The following is a 16,459-nucleotide window of genomic DNA, read 5'->3' on the forward strand; positions in this document are numbered from 1 at the left end:
CAATAACTCAATAGGGGAGTAGCGCGGTGCAAGAGTTCTTGGAATTGCTGTCCGTCAACGGTGAACCCGTCTCCTTCTGGCCCCTGGTGTTGCTGCTTCTTGCAGCTTTGGGCGCTGGATGGATTGACGCGGTAGTTGGCGGTGGCGGCCTGATTCAATTGCCCGCGCTGCTTCTTTTCCCCGGCATCACCCCGGTGCAGGCGCTGGCCACGAATAAGCTGGGCTCAATCTTCGGAACGGCTACCAGCGCGGTGACGTACTACCGGCGCACCAGCCCGGATTTGAAGACCGCTATTCCGATGGCATTGACTGCCATGCTCGGTGCCTTCGGCGGAGCTGCGCTGGCCACAATTCTTCCCTCTGGAGCCATTCAGCCCATCATTATCGCAGCGCTCATTGCGGTGCTGCTGTTCACGATCCTGAAGCCCAAAGCCGGGGAGCTGTCGCGCCTGCGCTACGCCGGGCATGGGCATTATCTTCGAGCCATCCTGATTGGGCTGCTGATTGGCGGCTACGACGGGATGATCGGTCCCGGGACTGGATCGTTCTTGATCATCGCCATGGTGACAGTGCTGGGCTACAACTTCTTGCAGTCCTCCGCCAAGGCGAAGATCGTTAACCTTTGCACCAACGCAGGTGCTCTGCTGCTCTTCATCCCCACGGGGCACGTCCTAGTCGCATTAGGCCTGGCCATGGGCGTGATGAATATGCTTGGCGGTTATCTCGGGGCGCGCATGGCGATCTCAAAGGGCAGCGCCTTTATTCGCATTGTTTTCGTGATCGTCGTTTCGGCACTGATTATCAAGCTCGGCTCGGACCTGATCCTCGCCGGCAAGTGAGAGCTTTAGCGGCCGCTAGCCGCTGATGTGTCGATTGGCGGGTATCCGGCGTAGTGCTGGACATGCTGGGGTTCAATGGCATGGACCATGGAACTGGTCGCCATTTGCGCGATCCTGAAAGTCAAGAAGCTGGAACCCATTGCAGTTTTGTAGAGTTGGGAAACCGTAGTGTGGCTTTCCAGGGGATCTACAACCTGCAACGCTGTGCAACCGATGGATACATACAGGAACCACAAATCGTTGTTCGCCGGATCGAGAGTAGCGATCAGCGCTGGCGGCTGATGCGCGGCCACGAGCGACATGACGTCGTTGACTGTTTCCTCAGGTTGCGCAATGACAATAGGCATGCCCTGGACCCAACCATGTGAACTGAGTTGCGCCCGACCTTGCCTTGAACCGATCACTTCGCTGACCAGTTCTGCTGTCTTCGAACGCATGAATTGACCTGACATTACCCAACCTCCAATTGACGACCTAGCCACAAGTTGTTAGTTCCCCAATAAGTGGAAGAAAGCGGAGAATTCCGCTCCGTGTTATTGGAGCCAAATTCCGTATCTCAAGCACTTGTTATTCACGATAGCCCCTTTCGGCGCGAATATCGAGAGCCAGTGAATAGGAACGAGATTCATATATCTTTGGAGTCATTCCATGGCGGAGGAAATGGTGGTCGTTGATAAATTGGTTTCGAGTAATACCGCGCAAAACCCGCATGCCATATGCGGGTTATATCTTATAGTGCGGATGGAAATCACGGATCATCCGTGAATTTTAGTGCGCCTCGCGCTGTTTTGGCTCTACCCGAACCCGTGCTCTATTTCGACTCAGGGCAATTAGCAGTCGTGATTATTTCGTGATAATTCAACGAAACGTGAAATACGGCTGAATTCTAGCTGAATCCAAAACTATTTGCCGACTTCGCCAGTCTCCAAGATGCGGTATTCCTCATTCGATCCCTGCTGGCCATTGAGAGTCTGGAAAGCGACGGCGGAAATTTTTGCGCCGGCTGCACCATCGCTAACGCCCGCTGCTACGACCAATGCATCAGCAAAATCCCCTTCGGCTTCCGCGGATAGGGCAGCCAGGTCTTCGAGGCCGCCTTCGGGTAGCGCATAGGCGGGTTCACGCAGGTCTGCGCACTGTTCGTCAACGGTCGCACGCAGGCCGCGAAGCTGGCGTCCCAGCTCGCTGCGTCGAGCTTCGACGGCTTCCTTGGCGCTGTCGGCACCACGTGCAGCCGTGAGCTGCAGAAGGAAATCTAGTGCATAGCCGCGGTCCAGGGCCCGGGCGACGGCCGTTGGTTCGATGTTCTGCGCTTCGGTGATTTCCTTCACGGGGTCCAGCAGCTCCTCATTAGGCAGGCAGGCTACTGGCTGGTCTTTCTGCTCTTCTTCACCCGAGACTGCACTCAGTGGCAAGGCCAAGTCCACATCACGCTCTTCTCCCAAAGATGCAACAGCGCTGCGGGCGTCCAGGTTGATCTGGAAAGCAATCTGGGCCAGCTTCGAATCCCTGGACAGCGATGGTTCTGCAAAGGCAGGCATCGCTGACGATGCGTCGGCGACATTCGTGGCAAGCGCAACCAGCGCGTCGGGGGAGAAGGTTTGCGGCAATGCCGCAGGCTCTTGGTCGTCGAAGCGCAATTCACCGAGCACCGCTGACCCCTGCGACAAGGAAGTCGCCAATGCGGATAGCCTCGAAGCGTTATCCTCGGGTGCCAGCTGGGCCAAGGCATGGGCCTGAGATGCCAGGTCTGCCAGCTTTGCCCCGTATTCCCACATCATGCGGGCATCGGCGCTGGCCTCATTGACCTGTTCGGGCAGGCCCCGCTCCACCAGGGCGCCTCGGAAGATGGTGCTGCCAATGCCCCACGTCACGGCAAGGGCAACTGCACCAGCCAGTACCGGAGCAATCCAGCCTGGAGCGCGGCGTACTTGCCTGTCGGTGCGACGGGCGGAATGGGGCGATTTTTCAGTCATAGCGTTTCGATCATGCCATGATCAATGCAGGTAAAGAGGGCAATAGCGGTGTCGAGCGCCACGATGGATAGAAAATGGGCGTGAGTTCCTTCACCTGTGCCCGTTTAGATGTTCTCAATGAGCGGAACGCAATATAGGCTTAACGGACAACATCGAATAGCGTGGGAGGATATCCATGACCGGAATGCCGGCCGATACCGAACAGGAAGCGCAGCGTCTGACTGCATTGCTCTCCAAGGAAGTAGAATCCCACGGGCTTCTCCTGGAGGAAGTCGCCTTGCGTCCCTCCGGCAAGCAGATGATCGTGCAGATCATCGTCGACAAGGCCGACGGTCACGAAACGCTGACTCTCGATGAACTTGGTGAAGTTACCACCACCATCTCCAACGCTCTGGACAAGGACGCCGTCTACGCATCGTCGGCTCCTTACGAACTCGAAGTCAGTTCCCCAGGACTCTCCCGCCCATTGACTGCCCAGCGCCACTGGATCCGCGCCCTCAACCGCATGGTCAAGATTTCGCTGGCCGACGGCACGAAGCTTCGCGGGCGCCTGCTTGAGGTCAACGACGGCGACGTGTTGATTGCTGAGCACCGCGAGCCGGCCAAGAAGGGCATGAAGGTCAAGGTGCTCGATCCTGCGGCCTATGCCTTTGAAAATATCCGTAAAGCTGTTGTCGATCCAGAGCTGAACTTCGATGACGCACTATTTGACACTGCCGATACTGAAGATTTGGAGGGCTAAGCGTGGATATCGATCTGAATGCGCTGCGCATCCTGGAAAAAGACCGCGACATCCCAATGGATGTTTTGATTCCGACCATCGAGTCGGCACTGCTGCTGGCTTACAACAAGACCGAAGGCGCCATGCCTGGCGCCCGCGCGCACATTGAGCGCAGCAACGGCCATGTGGCGATCCTGGTAGAGGACCGCGACAACGCCGGCGTGCTGCTGGGCGAATTCGACGACACCCCGCACGGTTTCGGCCGCATCGCCGCCTCCACCGCCCGCCAGGTAATCATGCAGCGCCTGCGTGAAGCTGAAGATGCGCAGGTTGTCGGCGAGTTCGCAGCCCGCGTTGGCACCCTGATCTCCGGCGTCATCCAGCAGGGCTACTCCTCGCATATGGTGCAGGTCAAGATCGGTGATCTGGAAGCGCTGCTGCCACCAGTTGAGCAGTCCCCAGGCGAGAAGTACCAGCACGGAAACCGCCTGCGCGCCTACGTTGTTTCCGCTGAGCGCGGCAACAAGGGCCCAGCCGTTACCCTGTCCCGTTCCCACCCGAACCTGGTTCGCCTGCTGTTCGAAATGGAAGTTCCAGAAATCGCTGACGGCACCGTCACGGTCGAGGCACTGGCTCGTGAAGCTGGCCACCGTACCAAGATTGCTGTGCGCGCAACCAAGGCCGGTGTCAACGCCAAGGGCGCTTGCATCGGTGAAATGGGAACCCGCGTGCGCGCCGTGATGAACGAACTGAACGACGAGAAGATCGACATCGTTGACTACAACGAGGATCCAGCGAAGTTCATCGCCGCGGCCCTGTCTCCATCGAAGGTCGTCTCGGTAGAGATCCTGGACGAAGCCGAACGCCGTGCTCGCGTGGTTGTTCCCGACTCCCAGCTCTCGCTGGCAATCGGCAAGGAAGGCCAGAACGCTCGCCTTGCTGCCAAGTTGACCGGCTGGCGCATTGACATCCTGGCTGCCTCGGGCGGCAAGGAACCGCAGCTCTAAGCAGCTGCGGGAAATAATTCCAGTTCAGCGTGTTGGAAGCCTAGCTGCGTGTGAGCCACAACTCATGCGTGCTATGGCGTCCAAACGCGCTAGACTAGTAGATGGCTCGTAATAACTAGGGAAGGTGGCGACGGCGCTCGCATGAAGCTGCATCAGCAACGCACGTGCATTGGCTGTCGAACCGTAACCAGTAAAAATGAGCTGCTCCGTTGGGTCCTGAAAGACGGTACACCGCTGCATGCGGTGAGTTTGGATCAACAGGGTTCCGCTTCCGGGCGGGGCACTTGGACCCACGGCACCGAAAAGTGTGTGCAGCAAGCGGTGCAGCGCCGGGCGTTCGCGCGGGCCTTCAGGTCTGCGGTAGACGATTCGCAGGTGCTGCAGGAATTCACTGCATACGAAGATCAGCTGGCAAGCAACCAGCTATCTGGCAAACATGATGAAAGCGGGTCAGAAATCTGATGGCAACCCGATGAGTCGGCAATGCTGAGCGCACAACGATGAACAATCAGTTCTGCGTGATCCACCGTGCGACGGAAGAATTTCACGAATTACACAGCTGATCTGCCAGACCGCTGATCTAAAGATTTATCTTTTGATACCGGGGTTTGAGCAGATCACATCGACACAGGAGAGATGTGGCTAAACCCCGCGTTCACGAGCTCGCTAAAGAGCTCGGAATCACTTCAAAAGAAGCACTAACCAAGTTGCAGGACATGGGCGAATTCGTTCGCTCGGCATCCTCGACCGTTGAACCGCCAGTAGCGCGCAAGCTGCGCGACGCATTCCCAGGTTCCAACGGTGCCGCTAAGCCAGCAGCTGCTGCCAAGCCAGCCGCCGCCAAGCCAGCGACCCCTGGAGCACCGAAGTCGGCTTCCAAGCCGGCTGCTACCCCAGGTGCCTCGGCCCCGAAGCCAGGCGTTAAGCCAGCTGCGGCAGCTCCGGCTCCTGCAGCCCCAGCCGCACCTGCGGCGCCTGCAGCTCCGGTCGCGAAGGCAACCCCTGGCGCTCCATTGCCAGGTGCAGCCCCGGCACCGAAGCCAGGTGCCAAGCCAGCTCCGAAGCCAGGCGCTCCACGCCCAGGCAACAGCCCGTTCTCTTCCCAGCAGGGTATGCGCGGCGCTGAGTCCGGCGAACGCCGTGGTGGCGGCAACCGCGAAGGCGGTCGTGCCCCACGTCCAGGCGCACCTCGTCCGGGCGGTCCACGCCCAGGCAACAACCCGTTCTCCTCGCAGCAGGGTATGCGCGGCGAAGGCGGCCAGGGCGGTCCTCGCCCACCACGCGACGGCCAGCGCGGTCCACGCCCAGCAGGTGCCGGCGGTCCACGTCCGGCTCGTGACGGCCAGGGCGGTCCACGTCCGGCACGTGACGGCCAGCGCGGTCCACGTCCAGCAGGTGCCGGCGGTCCACGCCCAGCAGGCCAGGGCGCTCCACGCCCAGCCGGCGCAGGTGGCCCACGCCCAGCAGGTGCCGGCGGTCCACGCCCAGGTGCTGGCGCAGGTACCACTGCAACCCCGCGCATGATGCCTAACCGCACCGATCGTCCAGCGCCAGCAGGCGGCGGACGTCCAGGTGCAGGTGCCGGCGGCCGCGGTCGCCCAGGTGGCGGCAGCGGTGGCGGCAGCGGTACCGGTGGCGGCTTCCGCCCAGGTGCACCACGCGGTCGCGGTGGCGTTGGCGGTGCTTTCGGCAAGGGAGGTGCCGGTCGCGGCAAGCAGCGCAAGTCCAAGCGCGCAAAGCGCCAGGAATTGGAGCAGATGAGTGCTCCGTCATTGGGCGGCGTGAATGTTCCACGCGGCAACGGCGACACCGAGATCCGTCTGCGCCGCGGCGCGTCGATCACCGACTTCGCTGACAAGATTGGCGCGAACCCAGCAGCACTGGTGACCGTACTGTTCCACCTCGGTGAAATGGCTACCGCCACCCAGTCGCTGGATGAGGCAACCTTCGAGGTGCTCGGCGAAGAGCTGGGCTACAAGGTGCTTGTCGTCTCCCCTGAGGACGAAGACAAGGAACTGCTCGAAGGCTTCGGCCTGGACCTGGATGCCGAACTTGAGGCTGAAGGCGAAGACGTGCTTGAAGAGCGCGCCCCAGTCATCACCATCATGGGCCACGTCGACCACGGTAAGACCCGACTGCTGGATGCTATCCGCAAGTCGAACGTTATCGAGGGCGAGCATGGCGGCATCACCCAGCACATCGGTGCGTACCAGATCAACCACATCCATGAGGGCCGCGATCGCGCAATGACCTTCATCGATACCCCGGGCCACGAGGCGTTCACCGCCATGCGTGCCCGTGGTGCCGAGGTCACTGACGTGGCCGTGCTGGTTGTCGCCGCGGATGACGGCGTCATGCCGCAGACCGTGGAAGCACTGAACCACGCACAGGCTGCCCGCGTGCCGATCATCGTCGCTGTGAACAAGATCGATAAGGAAGGCGCCAACCCTGACAAGGTCATGGGCCAGCTGACCGAATACGGTTTGGTTCCAGAAGAATACGGTGGCGACACCATGTTCGTGAAGGTTTCGGCACTGCAGAAGCAGGGCATCGACGAGCTGCTGGACGCTGTCCTGCTGACCTCGGACGTGCTTGAGCTCAAGGCCAACCCGGACAAGTCCGCTCGTGGCGTGGCCATTGAAGCGAACCTGGATAAGGGCCGCGGTTCGGTTGTTACCGTCCTGGTCCAGTCCGGTACCCTCTGCGTTGGCGACACCATGGTGGTGGGCACCGCCCACGGCCGCGTGCGTGCAATGTTCAACGAGAACGGCGAAAACCTCGACGTGGCACTGCCATCGCGTCCGGTACAGGTCCTGGGCATGTCCTCGGTCCCGCGTGCTGGCGACGGCTTCCTGATCACCGAAGACGAGCGCACCGCCCGCCAGATCGCTGACAAGCGCGAAACCGCAGAGCGCAACGCAATGCTGGCCAAGCGCCGCAAGCGCATCACCTTGGAAGACTTCGACAAGGCTGTTGCCGATGGCAAGATCGATACCCTGAACCTGATCCTCAAGGGTGACGCTTCCGGTGCTGTTGAAGCACTGGAAGACTCGCTGATGAAGATCGAGGTCGGCGACGATGTGCAGCTGCGCGTGATCCACCGCGGTGTCGGTGCGATCACCCAGAACGACGTCAACTTGGCAACCGTGGACAACGCCATCATCATTGGCTTCAACGTCCGCCCAGCCGAGCGCGTGGCAGAACTGGCCGACAAGGAGGGCGTCGACATGCGCTTCTACTCGGTCATCTACTCCGCTATCGACGACATCGAGAATGCGCTCAAGGGCATGCTCAAGCCGGAGTTCGAAGAAGTGGCCCTCGGCACCGCCGAGATCCGCATGGTCTTCCGCTCCTCGAAGTTCGGCAACATTGCCGGTTCGATCATCCGCTCGGGCACCATCAAGCGCAACACCAAGGCTCGCCTGGTACGCGACGGCAACGTCGTGGGCGACAACCTGAACATCGATTCGCTGCGCCGCGAAAAGGACGATGTCACCGAGGTCCGCGAGGGCTTCGAATGCGGTATCGGTCTGGGGTCGTTCAACGACATCAAGGAAGGCGACATCATCGAGACCTTCGAGATGCGCGAAAAGCCACGCGACTAATTGCCGACAAGCAATTAGCAGTGTGACTCACTGATTCGTGGGCGTTTGACCGATAAGCTTTGGTCAAGCGCCCACGAGTTTTGAACCATTAGGAGAAAACCATGGCTGATTCAGCCCGCGCCGCACGCCTGGCTAAGCGCGTACAGGTCCTCATGGCCCAGTCGCTGCGCAACGTCATCAAGGACGAGCGCATTGACAACGTCACCGTGACCGACGCTCGCGTCACCAACGACCTGCAGCACGCGACGGTGTACTACACCGTCTTTGGCGATGACGAGATGAAGAAGGACATCGCCACCATGCTGGAAAAGCGTGGTGGTGCCCTGCGCAAGGAATTGGGCCGCAATCTGACCATCCGCCTGACCCCGACGCTGGCATTCGTCGCCGACGAAATCCCCGAGGGTGCCTCGCACCTGGAGGAATTGCTGGCCAAGGCCCGCGAGAAGGACGCCGAGGTTGCAGCTCTGCGCGAAGGCAAGGACTTCGCCGGAGACCAGGACCCGTACAAGAAGGACGAGGACGCCGAAGAAGCCTAAGGGCTTCTGGGCTTCATCCTGACTGGACCAACGCCCCGGCCAGCACGCATTGCGTGCTGGCCGGGGCGTTGTGCGTTGGCCTCGATTACCCTCACAGCGAAGCGCGAATCCCTGCCGAAGGCTGGTCGCCGGGAAGATGGTGGGATAGCGTGATCAGAAACCGCCGGATCCGACCAAAGGTGCAGCACATGCCAGAATTCACCACAACATTGAGCGCAACCGGCGGGAACAACGTGGGTATCGTGGTTCCCGATGGCATCGTGCTCGGATTCGGCCGCGGCAAGCGCGTGCCGGTCATCGTGTGCATTGACGGGGACTACACGTACCGGAACAGCATTTCCTCCATGCACGGGCAGTTCCTCATTTCCTTCAGCTCCGAGACCCGTGCTGCCACGGGCAAGGGTGCGGGCGATGAAATCAGCGTGAAACTCGAGCTGGACGAGGAACCGCGCACCGTCGAAATCCCCGAACCGCTGGCCGTGCTGCTCTCCGCCGAGCCAGAGCTGCTGGACGCCTGGAACAAGCTGTCCTACAGCAAGCAGCGCGGCCACGTGGACCCCATCGTGGCTGCCCGCGGCGAGGACACCAGGACGCGCCGGGTCGAGAAGGCCATCAAGACGCTGCGCAGCCACTAGCCTGCCGGGGCCATGCCCGCTGAGCCAGGAGCTAAGCCAAAGGCGGCGCCCAACAGGCCAGCCAGCCCCGGTCGCAGTCGGCAGCAGTGTGAACAACCCACTGGTGCCCCGGAGCTACTGCACGGTGAATTGCAGGCGCTGCCAGCCGCTGGCGCCATTGGGCACCGGGTTGGCTTTCTCGCTGGTCTGCAGCTTGCCCTGTGCATCATAGGCGCGGACGGTTGCCGAGTGCGTTCCGGGTGCTGCGTCCTTCCATACGAAGCGCCACTGCCGCCAGGTATCCAACGAGGCTTCGGTCGCCAGTTGGGCATCTGCCCACGGTCCGTCATCGATCTGCACCTGCACACGCGAAATGCCCCGGGTCTGCGCCCATGCAGTTCCGCCCAAGACGACTTCTCCGGCAGGCACCTGGGCGAACGGGCGAGGGGTATCGATGCGGGAAGACATCTTGATTGGACCGCGTTCGGACCAGCCGCGAGTAGTCCAGTAGGCCGCCTTGTCCTGGAACCGCGTCACTTCCAAATCGACCACCCATTTGGTGGCCGACACGTAGCCGTAGAGACCTGGCACCACCATGCGCACCGGGAAACCATGCTCGAAAGGCAGCGGCTCGCCGTTCATGCCGATGGCCAGCAAAGCCATCCGGTCGTCGGTGAGCGCTTGGAGCGGGGTGGAGGCGCTGAAACCGTCATGCGAAGTCGAAAGCACCATATCCGCGCCGGCCTGCGGAACCGCGCGCTCCAGCAGCTTACGCAGCGGGTAGCCCAGCCATTTCGCGTTGCCTACCAGATCGCCGCCGACGGGATTGGACACACAAGTGAGCGTCAGATAGGTTTCCACGAGTTCTTCGCCCAGCAGTTCGTCGAAGTTCACGGTGAATTCCTTCTCCACCATGCCGTGCACGCGCAGCGACCACTGGTTCGGGTCGATCTGCGGCACCGAAAGCGCGGTATCGATGCGGTAGAAATCCTGGTTGGGAGTCACGAAGCGGGGCATGTCCGCTACTTCTACCTGCACCCCTTCGGGCAGGGGTTCCGCCTTGGTCCGGGCCGCAGGCAGGCGCAAGGCCTTGCGTGCGGCGGCGGCCATATTCCGCGATGCCGACAGCGAGGTGGAAACACCGGTGGAGACGGCCGCGGCGGCCAGGGACAGGGCTGCGCCTATCAAGAACTTCCTGCGGCTTGGACCCGTCGCGGTGGCGCCCTCGTCCTGCCTAGGGGCCGCGGCCGCAGCCAGCCGGGTCAGCCACTGCAGAAGCCCTATACCGGCGATCGCGCCCAGTACCGTCGGGATGATATCCAGCAGGCTGGTGGAAGCACGAGCGGCCACGGCACTGGAGAGCAGCACGGCCAAGCCGATGATGGCCGTACAGGCCAGCGCAAAACTTCGCTTGGCGATCAGGCCGATCATCGCCGCCAGGACTGCGGCGGCTGCACCGATGGAAATGAATAACGCCAACTTGTCATTGGTCCCGAAGGTCGCGATGGCGAAGTCCTTGAGCCATGGGGGAGTCAGGTCGATGATGGCTGAACCCAGCGCGAAAAACGGCGAGGATGCATTGTTGAAAAATGCCGAGGCGAATTGGGCCACGGCAAACATGATTGCGGCCGAGCAAATTCCAGCCACCGCGTGGAATACGAGTTTACTGCTGCTGCGCTTCTGCCAAATGCCCACTGCCACTCACCTCATGCGTTGCGGTCCATGTTCCCCTGCAGAATGCAGGGGGAACAACTTCTCACAGTGTTTTCGGAACGGGCAGCATTGCGGATTGGAACAGGCTACAAGAACTTCCGCACGCTCACAGCGATTGGACCATGATGGGGTCTGTTGTCGGAGCCGGGGAGCCGGTGGCCGGCTCGACCGTGATCCCGAAGTGGGTGATGCCCTTCATTGGATCCGAAACCATGATCATGCCGTTGGCATCGCCGCCGGTGAGCATTCCCGCAGGAACCGCCCCTTCTGCCGAGATCAGCCACAGCTCGTAGCCCTTGTCGCTGGACAAGGCTGGCATGCCCGAGGTGGACACCGCCATCAGGCCTTCGTCGGCAGAATAGGACAGCGTGATTCGCGCGCCGTCGTCCAGTGTCTGCGTTTTCGACTTGGCATCTGGGGCAGCCAGGATGCGGCTGAGCTCTTCTTGATGCGAGGCCATGGCGGCCATCTGGCTTTCCAGCTCGCGCTGCTGGGAATTCTGGTTGATGGCCAAGCCGCCCAGAGCCACCGCTGCGAGCAGCAGGACGCCGGCGGCCAAGGCGAAGAAGCGCTGCGGGCCGCGTTCTGCGCCAGCTTGCGGGGCCTGGTGCGTTGCAGCGGTTTCGGTTTCCCGTTCAGCAGGAGCAGCTGGTTCAGCAGGAGCTATTGGGTCCTGTGCCTGGGCGCCGTCGTGATCGAGGGCCGTCTCCTGCACAGGTGCCAATTGCTCGGTAGTGCGGATAGCGGCCATGATGTTGTTCTTCAGCCGGGCCGGAGGATTGACCGGTTGCGCTGACAAGCCGAGCAGTCCAGCAGTTTCCTGCAGGGCATCCAGTTCCCGGCGTGCCTGGGCAGAGTCGGGACCCCCATGCTGGAGGGCTTCGCGTTCCTTGTCTTCCAGAGCATCCAGGGCGAAGCTGTCGGTCAGCTCGTTCTCGTGCTTGTCCATTACGCCGCTCCCATCAGTTCTCGAAGTTTGCCCATTCCATCGCGTATTCGCGTTTTCGCGGTTCCCACCGGTATTTTCAGCAGCTCTGCGACTTCCGTGTGGGTGTATCCGCCGAAGTAGGCCAGGTGTATCGCCTCGCGTTGCGGGGCGGTGAGCCGCTGCAGGGCTTGGGCTACGCGCATGGTCTCGTCGTGCAAGATGGCATTCTCTTCCACGTCGTCGTAGCTGTCCTGGAATTCCTTGATTCCAACGCGCAAATCCCGGTCCTGGCTCGCTTGGCTTGCTCGCACCCGGTCGACGGCCCGGCGGTGGGCAATAGTCAGCAGCCATGATGCTGCCGTGCCACGCGCCGGAGCAAAGCGCCTTGCCTGTTGCCACGCTTCGACAAACACTTCCTGGGTGACTTCTTCGCTCTGTGCATTATCGCGAAGCACCCGCAGCACGAGTCCGAAGACCCGTGAAGCCATGGCATCATAGAGCGATTCGAAGGCAGATTCATCTCCCAGCGCGACCTGTTGCAGCAGGACGTCTGGCGTTTTCACGGAATCGTCTTCCATGGCATCGAGTCTATTGGAACTCATGAATCCTAGGGTCTCATGCATCTGTGGCTAAGCGGCTATCTGCTGTGGCGTGGCGTTTTGCGAAAAGATCCGTCCAAGGGAACCAGGTTCCCGTTGCACCGGCGAAGGTGATGCCTGGAAGGTATTCCATGCACCACCTTCATGCCAGCGGCTTTGATGATTCTGGCGATACTACTTCTTTGCCGGTGGCATCAGGACGGTGTCCACCAGGTACACGGTTGCGTTGGCGGTCTGCACGCCGCCGCAGATGACCGAAGCCCCGTTGACTTCCAGATCGTCGCCGCTACCGGTGACTTCCACCTCTTCGCCCTGGACCGTTGCGTGGGTTCCGGGAAGATCATCTGGTGCAATCTGGCCGGAAACGACGTGGTAGGTCAGGATGCTGGTCAGGGTGTCGGCATCCTTGGCAACTGCGGACAGGTCATCCTTCGGGATTGCCGCGAAGGCGTCGTCAACCGGTGCGAAGACGGTGAATTCGCCGCCATTGAGGGTATCGACGAGATCGACATCAGGATTCAGCTCACCGGAGACTGCAGAAGTCAGGGTGGTCAGCAGCGGGTTGTTCGAGGCAGCGACGGCCACTGGATCCTGGGCCATTCCGGCTACCGAGCCATCACCGGTCGGGACTGCTTCGGCGTAGGCCGCGCAACCCTTGCCCACAAGATTGCTTGCTGGATCCATTGCCGATTCGCTGGCCATGGGCGAGCTGCTTTCCGAGGCGGACGCCGTGGGCGATTCCATGGTTTCCGAACCGGTCGAGCAGGCGCTCAGTCCCATGGCGGCGACTGCGATGAGCCCGAATGCTCCAGCGACTTTGCTGTATGTGCGCTTCATGATTTTCTCCTTGCTTCGCCGCGACTGATGTCGTCGGTCCTTTTCCTGTCCGTGCGGATCAGGTTGTCAATGAGCATTCGGGGCAGGTTGCCCGACGGATTGGATTCTCTTGGAAATTTTTTTTCGTCTTGCTGGCAGGCCGTGAAGCTGCCGGATCCGCGGGCTGGCGGGCCCTGTCCCGGAGCATTGCCGGCTCATGGAAATAGGCTGCAAGTGGGATCTGCCACGCTTGGAACCAGCGACAGCCTTATTCTCCGCACAAGCCATATACTGGAAGGCGTGAGTAAAGCCGGGCAGAACACGCAAGAGCAGGCCTCAGGCCTCGTATTAGTCGACAAAGAGCAGGGAATGACCTCCCATGATGTGGTCGGTCGCATCCGCAGACTTGCAGGGACTCGGAAAGTCGGCCACGCCGGCACCCTGGACCCCATGGCCACCGGCGTGCTGGTTATCGGCGTGAACAAGGCAACCCGGCTGCTGACCTACATCGTCGGCCACGACAAGACCTACACCGCCACCATCCGGCTGGGGCAGAACACCGTCACGGACGATGCCGAAGGCGAAATCATTTCCGAGCGCATCGCCGCGGCGGTCAGCGACGAAGACATCGAGCGCGAGATCGCCCAGCTGCGCGGAGACATCGAGCAGATCCCGAGCTCGGTCTCGGCCATCAAGGTCGATGGCAAGCGTTCCTACGCTCGCGTGCGCGCTGGCGAACAGGTAGAACTCAAGGCCCGCCCGGTCACCATTTCGCGGTTCGAGATCCATGAGGTGCGCCGCGAAAACGGCGGCAAGATCCTCGACGTCGACGTCACGGTATCGTGCTCTTCTGGAACCTACATCCGGGCGTTGGCCCGCGACCTGGGCGAAGCATTGAACGTTGGCGGGCACCTGACGGCGCTGCGCCGTACCGAGGTGGGCCCATACAAGATCGAGCTCACCCGCACCCTGGAGCAGCTGGCCGGGGAATTCGAGATTCTCCCAATCGAAAAGGCTGCTGCCGCGCTGTTCCCGAACCGCACGGTCAGCGTCGACGAAGCCGTGGAATTGTCTTTCGGCCGCACCATCCCCGCCTCGCATCTGGGCATGGACATTGCCGAAGGCCAGACCGTTGCGGCTTTCGCTCCCAATGGCGTGCTGGTCGCACTGCTGGAAGACAAGGGCGACAAGGCGCGTACGGCCTTGGTCTTCACCGCTAAGTAATCCCGAAAGGAACTGGCTTGATTGCCGTCAATGGATTCTTCATCGCCGGAGCGGTGGTCTGCGCACTGGCATTGCTGGTGGCAGTTATCGCAACCGCTATCCGCAAGCACCCGGATGACTGGGCGCTGATCGGTGCGGTGGCCACCGAGCTTTTCCTGATTGCCTACGGCATCGCGGCCGCGATCCGCCAGGTCGGGGGAAATGCGGTGCAAGGCGACCCGGTGGAATTCTGGGGCTACTTCATCACAGCGCTGATCATGCCGCCGGTGGCCTTCTTCTGGGCGATCAGCGAGAAGAGCCGTTGGTCCAACGCCGTGCTGGCCGCGTCGGCCGCCGTCACCTTCGTAATGGTGTTCCGCATGGAACAGATCTGGCAGTAGGAGTACTCACATGGGTGAAAAGCCGCGAAATTCGCGAATCATGCAGGCCGCTCAGGCGCGCAGCACCAATAAGGCCCCCAAGCCAAGCCGGTCCACCGGACTGGGCCGGGTGATCATTGCCGTGTACGGCATCCTCGCCCTGGCGGCGAGCGTGCGCGCGGTGTACCAGATCATGAGCAAATTCGACGAAGCGCCGATCGCCTACAGCCTGTCGCTGTTTTCTGGCCTGGTCTATATCCTTGCCACATTCTCGCTGTCTTCAGCCAAGCGTGGTGCCTGGCTGGTTTCGCTCTGGGCGGTAGCCGTTGAATTGGCAGGCGTGATCGTGGTCGGCATCTTGTCGCTGACCCACCCCGAAGACTTCGCCCATCCGTCGGTGTGGAGCGGTTTCGGCGAAGGATACGGCTACGTTCCACTGGTGCTGCCGATTGTCGGCTTGTGGTGGCTGTACCGTAACCGTAATGAGCGTCACGCCTAAAGACGTGCAAGAATTACCACGGTGGGTTTTCCATCCACCGCAGCAGAATTTCTGAAGGAGCAAAGTGCACTATTGGAAGGGCTTGGATGCCGTCCCCGCGGATATGGCTCCCACTGTCGTGACCATTGGCAACTTTGATGGTGTCCACCTGGGCCATTGCGAGGTGCTGGATGCAGCTGTCGCGCAGGCCAAAGCACGCTCGGCTCAATCGGTAGCGATCACTTTCGACCCGCACCCGGCGCTGGTGCACCGTCCCGATGATGCTCCTGAATTGATCATGGGTCTGGCTGACCGCGTGGACACCTTGGCCAGCGTTGGCCTGGATGCCACGCTGATGATCCACTACACCCTGGAATTCGCGGACCAGAGCGCTGAAGAGTTCGTTCGCTCCATCATCGTAGAGAAGCTGAATGCCGTGGCCGTTGTGGTCGGGCATGATGTGCGTTTTGGCCGCGGCAATTCCGGGGACTTCAGCTACATGCAGGAACTGGGCACCAAATACGGTTTTGAAGTCATAGGTGTCGAAGACGTAGGGGACAAGCGCCGCTTGTCCTCGACCTGGGTCCGTGAAGAACTAGCCGCCGGCAATGTCGAAGCTGCCGCCGCGATCCTCGGCCGGCCGCATCGCATGCGCGGAGAAGTAGTCCATGGCCATGCCCGTGGACGCGAGCTGGGATTTCCCACCGCGAATCTGGACACCGAAGCCACCGGCATCATCCCCGCCGATGGGGTCTATGCCGGCTGGGTGATCGACGAGGCCGAGGTGCGTTGGCCAGCAGCAATTTCCGTCGGGTCGAACCCCACCTTCGATGGCGTCTCCCGAGTGGTTGAAGCCCACGTGATTGACCGCCCCGAAGAAGGCGTGGAAGATTTCGATCTGTACGGACAGCAGATTGTCGTTGAGTTCATTTCCCACCTGCGTCCGATGGTTGCCTACCGCGGCATCGAAGCCCTCATTGAGCAGATGACCGAGGACGTTGACCAGGCCCGTGCGGTGCTGGCTATAGAACGCCACTAGGAATC

Annotated in this window: 17 protein-coding genes; 11 read left to right on the plus strand and 6 right to left on the minus strand. The window is 61.1% G+C overall.

Annotation, left to right across the window (positions count from 1 at the left end; all coding sequences use genetic code 11):
• Window positions 1–26: 26 nt before the first annotated feature.
• A complete protein-coding gene (locus CQ012_RS08000) occupies window positions 27–839 on the plus strand; it encodes a TSUP family transporter (RefSeq protein ID WP_181148826.1) in 813 nt (270 codons plus the stop codon).
• A 5-nt stretch (window positions 840–844) separates the two neighbouring features.
• On the opposite strand, the gene CQ012_RS08005 is transcribed toward CQ012_RS08000, so the two are convergent.
• The gene (locus CQ012_RS08005) at window positions 845–1,276 is read right to left on the minus strand and encodes a hypothetical protein (protein ID WP_133832996.1); all 432 of its coding nucleotides are present in this window, start codon (window positions 1,274–1,276) and stop codon (window positions 845–847) included.
• Between the two features lie 465 nt (window positions 1,277–1,741).
• Complete coding sequence (locus CQ012_RS08010; RefSeq protein WP_105661829.1) at window positions 1,742–2,815, minus strand: hypothetical protein; 1,074 nt, start codon at window positions 2,813–2,815, stop codon at window positions 1,742–1,744.
• A 175-nt stretch (window positions 2,816–2,990) separates the two neighbouring features.
• On the opposite strand from CQ012_RS08010, the gene rimP reads away from it, so the two are divergent.
• From rimP to CQ012_RS08040, 6 genes are all read left to right on the plus strand, one after another.
• A complete protein-coding gene (rimP, locus tag CQ012_RS08015) occupies window positions 2,991–3,557 on the plus strand; it encodes a ribosome maturation factor RimP (RefSeq protein WP_105657278.1) in 567 nt (188 codons plus the stop codon).
• Window positions 3,558–3,559: 2 nt separating this feature from the next.
• Window positions 3,560–4,543, plus strand: coding sequence for a transcription termination factor NusA (gene nusA / locus CQ012_RS08020; RefSeq protein ID WP_105661830.1), 984 nt, complete (start codon window positions 3,560–3,562; stop codon window positions 4,541–4,543).
• Window positions 4,544–4,684: 141 nt separating this feature from the next.
• On the plus strand, window positions 4,685–5,005 hold the full coding sequence (locus CQ012_RS08025; protein WP_105657280.1) for a YlxR family protein: 321 nt from the start codon (window positions 4,685–4,687) through the stop codon (window positions 5,003–5,005).
• Between the two features lie 176 nt (window positions 5,006–5,181).
• Complete coding sequence (gene infB / locus CQ012_RS08030) at window positions 5,182–8,148, plus strand: translation initiation factor IF-2 (protein ID WP_105661831.1); 2,967 nt, start codon at window positions 5,182–5,184, stop codon at window positions 8,146–8,148.
• Between the two features lie 101 nt (window positions 8,149–8,249).
• Window positions 8,250–8,684 (plus strand): 30S ribosome-binding factor RbfA, encoded by a 435-nt coding sequence (gene rbfA / locus CQ012_RS08035; protein ID WP_105657282.1) that lies wholly within the window; start codon window positions 8,250–8,252, stop codon window positions 8,682–8,684.
• A 188-nt stretch (window positions 8,685–8,872) separates the two neighbouring features.
• Window positions 8,873–9,319: a YdeI/OmpD-associated family protein gene (locus tag CQ012_RS08040; protein ID WP_105657283.1), complete on the plus strand. Its 447-nt coding sequence runs from the start codon at window positions 8,873–8,875 to the stop codon at window positions 9,317–9,319.
• A 114-nt stretch (window positions 9,320–9,433) separates the two neighbouring features.
• Here the strand turns inward: CQ012_RS08040 and CQ012_RS08045 are convergent, their stop codons facing one another.
• The 4 genes from CQ012_RS08045 to CQ012_RS08060 form a co-directional block, all read right to left on the minus strand.
• On the minus strand, window positions 9,434–10,918 hold the full coding sequence (locus tag CQ012_RS08045; RefSeq protein WP_105661832.1) for a molybdopterin-dependent oxidoreductase: 1,485 nt from the start codon (window positions 10,916–10,918) through the stop codon (window positions 9,434–9,436).
• 199 nt (window positions 10,919–11,117) lie between these two features.
• Entirely contained in the window at window positions 11,118–11,960 is an 843-nt protein-coding gene (locus CQ012_RS08050) for an anti-sigma factor (RefSeq protein WP_105657284.1), read from the minus strand.
• The gene (gene sigK / locus CQ012_RS08055; RefSeq protein ID WP_286134598.1) at window positions 11,960–12,541 is read right to left on the minus strand and encodes an ECF RNA polymerase sigma factor SigK; all 582 of its coding nucleotides are present in this window, start codon (window positions 12,539–12,541) and stop codon (window positions 11,960–11,962) included. The genes CQ012_RS08050 and sigK overlap by 1 nt, the downstream gene beginning before the upstream one ends.
• 171 nt (window positions 12,542–12,712) lie before the next feature.
• On the minus strand, window positions 12,713–13,375 hold the full coding sequence (locus CQ012_RS08060; protein ID WP_105657286.1) for a fasciclin domain-containing protein: 663 nt from the start codon (window positions 13,373–13,375) through the stop codon (window positions 12,713–12,715).
• 279 nt (window positions 13,376–13,654) lie between these two features.
• Between CQ012_RS08060 and truB the strand changes: the two genes are divergently transcribed.
• The 4 genes from truB to CQ012_RS08080 all read left to right on the plus strand — a co-directional run bounded on the left by truB (window position 13,655) and on the right by CQ012_RS08080 (window position 16,454).
• Window positions 13,655–14,578, plus strand: coding sequence for a tRNA pseudouridine(55) synthase TruB (gene truB, locus CQ012_RS08065; protein ID WP_105661834.1), 924 nt, complete (start codon window positions 13,655–13,657; stop codon window positions 14,576–14,578).
• Between the two features lie 17 nt (window positions 14,579–14,595).
• On the plus strand, window positions 14,596–14,958 hold the full coding sequence (locus CQ012_RS08070) for a hypothetical protein (protein ID WP_105657288.1): 363 nt from the start codon (window positions 14,596–14,598) through the stop codon (window positions 14,956–14,958).
• Between the two features lie 10 nt (window positions 14,959–14,968).
• Window positions 14,969–15,436 carry a hypothetical protein gene (locus tag CQ012_RS08075; RefSeq protein WP_181148828.1) on the plus strand — a complete coding sequence of 156 codons (468 nt, stop codon included), beginning with the start codon at window positions 14,969–14,971 and terminating at the stop codon, window positions 15,434–15,436.
• A gap of 64 nt (window positions 15,437–15,500) precedes the next feature.
• Window positions 15,501–16,454 (plus strand): bifunctional riboflavin kinase/FAD synthetase, encoded by a 954-nt coding sequence (locus CQ012_RS08080; RefSeq protein ID WP_105657289.1) that lies wholly within the window; start codon window positions 15,501–15,503, stop codon window positions 16,452–16,454.
• The last annotated feature ends 5 nt before the right edge of the window (window positions 16,455–16,459 follow it).

Source organism: Arthrobacter sp. MYb214, assembly GCF_002979865.1.
Taxonomy (GTDB): domain Bacteria; phylum Actinomycetota; class Actinomycetes; order Actinomycetales; family Micrococcaceae; genus Glutamicibacter.